We start from the raw sequence: 7,151 nt of genomic DNA on the forward strand, positions 1-7,151 counted from the left end.
CTTCCAATTACCCACAATTTGCGGTCGATTTAGACGACGTGTCCGCGGCGAAAACTTGAATCGGCAGAATCTCTTGTGATTCGTTGTCGAGCACCTGATTCGAATTTGATGGTGCTTGGTGGGCTTGGTACTAAAGGATCTTGCGGAAGCGCGTGCTCAGCGATTGACGACCGGCATCGAGACGTGGGTTGATCGGGAAGTTGCGGGATGCGAGTTTAAGGATGAGCGGCTCGGCCGCCGATTTTGCAAGTTGCTCGGGCTGATCGGGAGCGACATGGGTCAGAGCATCCCGCTGGTTTGTCAGGACTGGGCGAACACGAAGGCCGCGTATCGCTTCTTCTCCAACGAACGGGTCAACGAGGCGGATATTCTTGGCGGCCACTTTGAGGCGACGCACGGGCGCGCGACGACAACGGAGGGGCCGATCCTTGTCCTCCATGACACGACGGAATTCAGCTTCAAGCGAGAGAAGCCGGATCTGATTGGCTTTACAGGTAAGACGGCAGGGCGCACGCAGTGCGGCATCCTGATGCATTCGAGCCTCGCCGTGACGACCGAGGGGCTTCCGCTCGGACTGGCGGCAATCAAGTTCTGGACACGCAAGAAGTTCAAGGGGACGACGGCCCTGAAGCGAAAGATCAATCCGACACGGGTTCCGATCGAGCAGAAGGAGAGCATCCGCTGGCTGGAGAATTTACGACAATCGACCGACCTTCTCGCTGCCCCTGGACAATGCGTTCATATCGGCGATCGCGAGAGCGACATCTATGAGCTGTTCTGTCTGGCCGAAGAGGTTGGAACGCATTTCCTGGTGCGAACCTGCGTTGATCGACTCGCCGGGGACGGCAATCATACAATTGCCGACGAAATGGACGAGGTCGCGGTCAAAGGTCTGCACCGGGTGGCTGTCAAGGATGACAAAGGTGATCCGGATGAAGCGCTTCTTGAAATTCGATTCCGCAAGCTTCGAATTCTGCCGCCGATCGGCAAGCAGAAGAAATATCCTGCACTCACTCTGACCGTGATCCATGCTCAAGAGCGCGGAACGCCGAAGCGGCGAAAGAAAATCGAGTGGAAGCTTCTCACCGATCTCCCGGTCCAATCGCGCAAGGACGCCATCGAGAAGCTCGAGTGGTACGCGCTGCGGTGGAAGATCGAAGTCTTCCATAAGATCCTCAAATCGGGCTGCAAGGCGGAGGAGTCGAAATTGCGAACCGCTGAGCGATTGGTCAATCTGATCGCGGTCTTCTGCATTGTGAGCTGGCGCGTCTTCTGGATGACGATGCTCAATCGCTCCACGCCGAATGCGCCGCCGCAAACGGCGCTGACGGAAACCGAAATCAAGCTTCTCGATCATTTGGTGAAAGATCGGGGTGCCAACCGCTCTCAACGAACCACGATCTCCCACTACGTCGTCAAGATCGCGCGGCTCGGAGGATACTTGGCCCGAGCCAACGATCCGCCTCCAGGAAATACCGTGATCTGGCGCGGACTATCGCGACTGATCGACATCGAATTGGGGGCCGCGATCGGGGCTAAAATTATGGGTAATTGAAAGCCGGTGAAGGCCGCCTTGCCGAATGAGACGTATTGTTGAGTACTGTCCTTATGGACCGTGATAGGCGCAGTGCCCAAGTCGAACGGCTTGAGGTGGTGGACACGGGCCGGCGACGGCGCTGGTCCGAGGATGAGAAGCTCAAGATCGTCCTGGAGAGCTTGCAGGCGCCGCGCCAGGTCGCGGCAACAGCGCGGCGGTATGGCGTTTCGCGCTCATTGCTGCTGAGATGGCGACGGTCGTTTCGGCCCGAGCCGAAGGATGCCGCCGATCAACCCGGCTTCGTACCGGCGATAGTGGTCGCGGAATCAGGGCCGACGCCTGGTCCGGTCGCGCCGGCCGGCGGCGGCGCCATCGAGATCAAGTTTGCGGTCGGGCTCGGATGCGGATCACGGGCACGGTCGATGCGGCGACGCTGAAGGCCGCGGTGGCGGCACTGGCAGATGGACGGCCGCGGTGATCCCCATTCCGTCGGGCGTCCGGGTGTGGATTGCGACCGGCCATACAGACATGCGCCGCGGCATGAACTCGCTGGCCTTGCTGGTGCAGGAAGCCTTCGAGCGAGACCCGCACGGCGGCGACCTCTATGTGTTCCGTGGCAAGAGCGGCAAGCTGATCAAGATCCTTTGGCACGATGGACTGGGCATGTCGCTCTACGCCAAGCGGCTGGAGCGAGGCCGCTTCCTCTGGCCGTCATCGGCTGATGGCGTGGTGACAATCACCCCAGCCCAACTTGGCTACCTGCTGGAGGGCATCGATTGGCGAATGCCGCAACATACCTGGCGACCGCAGGCGGCTGGCTGATCGCTGGGATTTGAATCGGTGACAGGATCAGCGGTTCGGACAGAGACCGCGTCTTGTGATTCTCTGGTCGGCGATGGGCGCTGATGATTCTCTTCCCGACGATGTGAGTACGCTGCAGGCGATGCTGCGCGCCGAGCGAGCGGCCCGGTTGGCCGCAGAAGCGGAGGCCCAAGCGCCTTGCTGATCGAGAAGCTCAAGCTCACGATCAAGAAGCTCCGGCACGAGCAGTTCGGACAATCCTCCGAGCGAGGCGCATTGCTGGACCAGCTCGAGCTACAGCTCGCCGACCTGGAGGAGAACGCGGCGCAAGCTGAGACCGCGGCGCAGATGGCAGCCGAGAAGATTGCGGTGCCATCGTTCGAGCGCCGCAAGCCAGCCCGCCGGCCGCTGCCGGAGCATTTGCCGCGGGAGCGCATTGTCTATCCCATGCCGGCCACCTGCCCATGCTGCGGCGACAGCCGGTTGCGCAAGATTGGAGAGGACGTGACTGAGACGCTGGAGCTCGTTCCGCGCCAGTGGAAGGTGATCCAGCACGTGCGCGAGAAGCTCGTCTGCCGGGCCTGCGAAGCGATCACCCAGCCGCTGGCTCCCTCGCATCCGATTGCGCGCGGTCGTGCAGGGCCCAAGCTGCTGGCCCATGTCCTGTTCGCCAAGTACGGCCTGCACCTGCCGCTTCATCGTCAGAGCGATGTCTACCAGCGTGAAGGCATCGACCTTGACGTATCGACGCTCGCGGACGCCTCCGCGGCAACCCTGATGCCGTTGTTAGATGCGATCCGCAGCCACGTCTTCGCAGCCGCGCGCATCCATGCGGATGACACCACAGTGCCGGTCCTGGCCAAGGGCAAGACCCGCACCGGCCGGCTCTGGACTTACGTGCGCGACGACCGTCCGTTTGCCGGCCCAGATCCGCCGGCGGCCGTGTTCTTCTACTCACCCGACCGTGGCGGTGCGCATCCGGAGCAGCATCTGGCGGGCTATGCCGGACTGATGCAGGCCGACGCCTACGCCGGCTTTGGCAGGCTCTACGAGGCCAATCGCAAGGGCGGCCCGATCATCGAGGCCGCGTGCTGGGCGCACGGCAGGCGCAAGTTCTTTGACCTCGCGCGGCTCAGCAAGGCGCCGATGGCGGCCGAGGCGGTCAAGCGCATCGATGTCCTGTTCGCCGTCGAACGCGAGATCAACGGTCTTGCTGCGCAGGAGCGCCTGCGCGTGCGCCAGGAGCGTAGCCGCCCTCTGATCGTCGAGCTGGAGTCGTGGTTGCGCGAGCAGCGTGCCAAGCTCTCCAGGAACAACGACACGACCAAGGCAATCAATTACTGCCTCAGCCGCTGGGACGCATTTAGCCGCTTCCTTGATGACGGACGGCTTTGCATGTCGAACAATGCTGCCGAGCGTGAGCTTCGGGCGATCGCCGTGGGTAAAAGAAATTGGACCTTCGCCGGCTCCGATGAGGGCGGCCGGCGTGCGGCTGCGATCTACACTCTCATCGCTACCGCCCTATGCCGAGCGCGGCATAGCGCGGTTTATGCCGCCCGCCGAACTATGCCGAACGGATTTGGTATGGCACGCCGTTGTCACACTGGCGCCGTCGATCGCGTGCAGGGCAGCCCCATTCCATTCGGCATAGTCTGGTCATTCAGAGCGTCTCGAGGAAGGCGAGTAGGCGGTCGTTCGGCTGGAAGCGGGTTCGCTTGCCGCGCTCGTACGGCTTGAGCTTCGCCAGGGCAGCTTCCTTGAGGGCGAGGTGGGCGTGCAGGTACGCCTGCGTCGTCTCGACCGATTCATGACCGAGCCACAGCGCGATCACGGAACAGTCGACGCCGGCTTGCAACAGTTCCATCGCAGCGCTGTGCCTCAGCACGTGCGGCGACACGCTCTTGGCCTTCAAAGACGGGCAACTTTTGTGAGCGACACGAACATGCTTTCCCAGCAGGGACTGGACGCTGTCGGCACTGAGCCGACCCCCGTGCACGTTCGGGAACAACGCTGTTGCTCCTTTCCGCAACGGTTCCTTGAGCCATGCCTGGAGCGCACACCGAGCGAGTGTGGTCAGCGGAGTGGTCCGCTCCTTCCGCCCTTTGCCGACGCATCGTACGTGTGCACCAGACCCGAGGTGGACGGCATCCCGGTCAAGGCCAGTCAGCTCTGAGAGGCGCAAGCCCGTCTGGGCCGCGACCAGCAGCAAGGTGTGATCGCGGCGACCAAGCCACGTCGTTCGATCGGGCGCTGCGAGAACGGCCTCGATCTCAGGGCGCGTCAGGAAGTGCACCTGTCGCTTGTCATGGCGCTTGCTCGGTATGGCAAGCACGCGTCGGATCAGCGCACTGTGTGCCGGTTCCTCGAAGGACACGAACCTGAAGAAGGATCTGATGGCGGTCAGACGCAGGTTACGCGTCTTCGCGCTGGCGCCGCGCTTAACCTCAAGATCGGTGAGGAACGCGCCGATGAACGTTGCATCCAGATCGGCGAGCGTCAGGGCCGATGGGGACTTACGGAGCCGCACCTGTGCAAACATGAACAGCAGCCGGAACGTGTCTCTGTAGGAGGCGATCGTGTTGCCGCTAACATTGCGCTGGCGCATGAGGCGCTCGGTGAAGAAGCGCTCAATCAATGTGGCGACGTTGCAGGTGGGCCTCATGGCGTCACCTTCCATCGCCGATCGAGACGCCGCGCCGCTTCTTCCATCAACTCGGGGCAAGCCGAGAGATACCAGTAGGTATCACGCACGCAGGCGTGGCCGAGGTAAGTGGAGAGCACTGGAACTCGTTGCTCGACGTTCTTGCCTTCGCGATACCAGTCGAGCAGCGTCCGGATGGCGAAGCGATGACGGAAGTCATGCACGCGTGGCCCGGTACGATCACCTGGGCGCCGCAGCCCGATCTCTCTGGACAATCGCCAGAAGACGCGATGAACGTACTGGTGCAGCAAGCGGCCTCCCTGTTCGGCAACGAAGTAAGTCGAGCCGCAGCGTGATCCGGGCATCGCGTCGCGCCGGTGGGCGTAGTCGCGCAACGCGGTTCTCGTCGTCGGATGCAATGGAACGAGCCGCGACTTGCCGAACTTGGTCAGCCGTACCGTCAGCACGCCGGCGTCGAGGTCGACGTCATCACGCCCCAGGCCCATCGCCTCGGATATACGCATGCCCGTCACCGCGATCAGCCCGAACAGGGTATGGTAGGTCCATCGGCGCAGCCCGCCCGCTGGCGGCAAAGCCAGCGCTGCCGCCAGCAACGCATCGATCTCCGCGTCGCTGTAGACATAGGGCTTGGCGCGCTTCCATCCGGGCAGCATGCCGACGGGCGGTACCTCCGTTCTAGGATCGAAGTTGGCGACATGGCGCGCGAACCCTCGCACGTCGCTCAATCGCAGCGCCCAGGATGCATGACGATCGGGCGGCAGCGTTGCCCATTCCATTGCCAGCCTCGTCGTGATGATCCTGGCTTTGCGCTTCTCCATAAAGGCAACGAAGTCGGCGAGCCGACGGGTCTGGTGCGCGTACTTGTACCCCAACCCCTTGCGCATGCTCAGGTACTTATCGAGTACGGCGCGCAGATTGGTCATTGCACGCCTCCCAGCCAGGGCAGGCTCAATGTTCTCAGCGCGTCGATGTCGACCTTCGCGTAAATCCGGGTGGTGTCGTGATTCTCGTGCCGCAGCAGCTGTCCGATCTCCGACAAGGTCGCGCCAGATCGGAGAAGCTCGGTAGCGAGACTGTGTCGGAAGATATGGGCGCCGCGGTGCGCGCAACCGTCGATTCCAACGCGATCGAGGGCGGCCTTGGCGATCATGGTGATCGCACATCCGGAAGCAAACCCGATGTGCGGCGCGAGTGTGCGGACGAACAACCGTCGGCACGACGACTTTGGGCGGCCACTGCGCAGATATGCAACGATGGCCGCGCCAACGTCTGGCGGTATCGACATCCGTGCACGCTGTCGGCCCTTGGCGCGAACGAGTATCTCGCTGGCGCGCCAGTCGATATCATCGAGCGTGAGCGTCGCGACCTCGTCGGCCCGCAGACCGAGCTTGGCCAGCAACAACAGAATGGCGTAGTCGCGCCGTCCCATCACCGTCTCTCGGTCGCAACTGTCGAGAGCCTTCCGCACCTGAGCGGCAGGCAGAAAGGTCGGTAGAGTTGCGAGCTTCCATCGGCGCATCGATGGAACGCAATCCGCCAACGGGCGCGCGTTCAGCCCCCGATGGTGGAGGTAACGGAGAAAGGCACGCAACGACCAGCACATCGCCTTGCCTGTTCCCGGGCTCCAATCCTGGGCATGGCGCTCAACGTAGCGGATCACGTCCTTGGCTGATCTTGCACAGGGCGCTGGCGCCGCCGGAGCACACCTCGTGCAGGAACCTGCGGATGACTGGGAGATGGCGGACGATGGACCTCGGGGCCAAGCCGCGCTCCGATCGCAGGTAGGCATCGAACTCCTTGAAGATCCGTTCGTGCGGGGTGAGAGGCGGTAGCACCAACGGCGCGATCGCGCCTTCCTCGCGCAGCACCGACAGCCATCGCTTGAGCGCAGCTCGGTCACCGGGTTGGATAGACTGCCTCCCGCCTCGATGTCGGAGGTACCGCTCAACGACCTGCTCATCGAGATCGACCAGCTTGTAGCGACGGCCTGCGATCCAACTCAGGAGCCCGCCAACTACGTTGAGGCAACGCCACGCGCCGTGCCGAACGAGCCTCTCTTCGACGAGACGAACGGCGTAGCACTCGACGAGCCGTCCGTGCGGCCCGCTTCTGAGACGCCGGTACAGCCGGCTTCTGCCCAAGTACTCTTCA

At 62.7% G+C, this 7,151-nt stretch carries 6 protein-coding genes and 2 pseudogenes; 4 read left to right on the forward strand and 4 right to left on the reverse strand.

The window, feature by feature from the left end:
- Positions 1–118 precede the first annotated feature (118 nt).
- From AOQ71_RS01780 to tnpC, 4 genes and pseudogenes are all read left to right on the forward strand, one after another.
- Entirely contained in the window at positions 119–1,555 is a 1,437-nt protein-coding gene (locus AOQ71_RS01780) for an IS4 family transposase (RefSeq protein WP_057740977.1), read from the forward strand.
- Positions 1,556–1,593: 38 nt separating this feature from the next.
- On the forward strand, positions 1,594–1,974 hold the full coding sequence (gene tnpA / locus AOQ71_RS01785; RefSeq protein ID WP_245316620.1) for an IS66-like element accessory protein TnpA: 381 nt from the start codon (positions 1,594–1,596) through the stop codon (positions 1,972–1,974).
- A 64-nt stretch (positions 1,975–2,038) separates the two neighbouring features.
- Complete coding sequence (gene tnpB / locus AOQ71_RS01790) at positions 2,039–2,359, forward strand: IS66 family insertion sequence element accessory protein TnpB (RefSeq protein ID WP_347336670.1); 321 nt, start codon at positions 2,039–2,041, stop codon at positions 2,357–2,359.
- Between the two features lie 73 nt (positions 2,360–2,432).
- Positions 2,433–3,859, forward strand: a pseudogene (gene tnpC, locus AOQ71_RS01795) (IS66 family transposase); the annotation flags it as partial.
- Positions 3,860–3,998: 139 nt separating this feature from the next.
- Here the strand turns inward: tnpC and AOQ71_RS01800 are convergent.
- The 4 genes and pseudogenes from AOQ71_RS01800 to AOQ71_RS46935 form a co-directional block, all read right to left on the reverse strand.
- A complete protein-coding gene (locus AOQ71_RS01800) occupies positions 3,999–5,000 on the reverse strand; it encodes a tyrosine-type recombinase/integrase (RefSeq protein ID WP_057740998.1) in 1,002 nt (333 codons plus the stop codon).
- A complete protein-coding gene (locus AOQ71_RS01805; RefSeq protein WP_057740996.1) occupies positions 4,997–5,923 on the reverse strand; it encodes a tyrosine-type recombinase/integrase in 927 nt (308 codons plus the stop codon). The genes AOQ71_RS01800 and AOQ71_RS01805 overlap by 4 nt, the downstream gene beginning before the upstream one ends.
- Complete coding sequence (locus AOQ71_RS46930; RefSeq protein ID WP_245316621.1) at positions 5,920–6,429, reverse strand: tyrosine-type recombinase/integrase; 510 nt, start codon at positions 6,427–6,429, stop codon at positions 5,920–5,922. The genes AOQ71_RS01805 and AOQ71_RS46930 overlap by 4 nt, the downstream gene beginning before the upstream one ends.
- Positions 6,430–6,643: 214 nt before the next feature.
- Positions 6,644–7,151 (reverse strand): annotated as a pseudogene (locus tag AOQ71_RS46935) (integrase); the annotation flags it as partial.

Origin of the sequence: Bradyrhizobium manausense (genome assembly GCF_001440035.1) — a bacterium.
In the GTDB taxonomy this organism is placed as follows: domain Bacteria; phylum Pseudomonadota; class Alphaproteobacteria; order Rhizobiales; family Xanthobacteraceae; genus Bradyrhizobium; species Bradyrhizobium manausense.

Excerpts from the sequence above, each read along its gene's own strand:
- AOQ71_RS01800 (WP_057740998.1), bottom strand. The coding sequence starts at position 5,000 with ATGAGGCCCACCTGCAACGTCGCCACATTGATTGAGCGCTTCTTCACC.
- AOQ71_RS01805 (WP_057740996.1), bottom strand. The coding sequence starts at position 5,923 with ATGACCAATCTGCGCGCCGTACTCGATAAGTACCTGAGCATGCGCAAG.
- AOQ71_RS46930 (WP_245316621.1), bottom strand. The coding sequence starts at position 6,429 with ATGGGACGGCGCGACTACGCCATTCTGTTGTTGCTGGCCAAGCTCGGT.